At 64.4% G+C, this 1,217-nt stretch carries 1 protein-coding gene; it reads left to right on the top strand.

Translation table 11 applies throughout. The features are described from left to right. Positions 1-38 precede the first annotated feature (38 nt). Positions 39-1,217 (top strand): MBL fold metallo-hydrolase (locus BGN95_RS08115; protein ID WP_286772291.1); only part of this gene is annotated, 1,179 nt, incomplete at its 3' end.

Here is a 1,217-nt window from a genome sequence, read left to right as displayed (position 1 = left end):
CGCTCACGAACATAATCGTGAGAGGCAGGCCCGCGTCCATGCACAAGAGAAAGAAACGGCACCATTCCCGCAACCAGTCCGGCGTGACCGTCCTCGAGCGCGAAGCAAGGATCGATCTGGCTAAGCGCCCGGCCGATGGTCTCGGCGTCGCCTTTCTCGGCGCATCGGGAACGGTCACAGGGTCGCGTTATCTGGTGGACGATGGTGAAACTCAGATCGTTGTCGATTCCGGCCTGTTTCAAGGACCCAGGGATCTGCGCCGCCTTAATTGGGCGCCAATTCCACCCGAAGTCGCCGATGTCGGCCAAGTCCTGCTGACCCACGCTCATCTCGATCACTCGGGCGCGCTACCGCGCATGGCGCGCCTGGGCTGGGACGGTACCGTCCTTGCCACCCGGGCGACCGCGGCCCTGTGCGAGCTCCTTCTTCCCGACAGCGGTCATCTGCAGGAAAAGGATGCGGAGTTCGCCAACCGGCACGGCTTCTCCAGGCACCAGCCGGCGCTGCCGCTCTACACCCAGGCTGACGCGCGTCTGGCATTGCAGCTCTTCCGGCCGATCGAGTTCGGAGCGTGGCATGCAGTCACGGACGGCATCAGGGTGCGCTATCATCGCGCCGGCCACATCCTCGGCGCGGCGTCGATCGAGATCGACTGGAAGGGGCGGACAATCCTCTTCTCAGGCGACATCGGCCGTTACGGCGATTCGGTGATGAAAGATCCCGAGCCGCCCGCGCGCGCCGACTATGTCCTGGTGGAATCGACCTATGGCGATCGGCGCCACGAGCAGGTCGATCCGACAAAGACGCTTGGAGATCATGTCGAACGATGCGTCGAGAGAGGAGGGACGGTGGTGATCCCGGCCTTCGCCGTGGGACGGGTCCAGTCGCTTCTCTATCATTTCTCGCGTCTGCGCGCGCAGGGACGCCTCCGCGACATCCCGATCTTCCTCGACAGCCCGATGGCGATCAACGCGAGCGGGCTGATGTGCGATTTCATGGACGAGCATCGCCTGGCCCGCGCCGAGTGCGAAGCGGCGTGCAGCGTCGCGCACTATGTGCGCGAAGTGGAGGAATCCAAGGAACTCACCGCCAACCCCGCCCCAAAGGTCATCATCTCGGCCAGCGGAATGGCAACGGGCGGCCGCGTGCTCCACCATCTCAAGCGCTTCGCGCCGGATGGGAAGAACCTCATCCTCTTCTCGGGCTTCCAGGCGGCG

It is taken from the genome of Sphingomonas sp. 66-10 (genome assembly GCF_001897045.1).
Lineage (GTDB): Bacteria > Pseudomonadota > Alphaproteobacteria > Sphingomonadales > Sphingomonadaceae > Sphingomonas > Sphingomonas lycopersici.
This window is presented reverse-complemented; position numbering and strand designations above follow the sequence as displayed.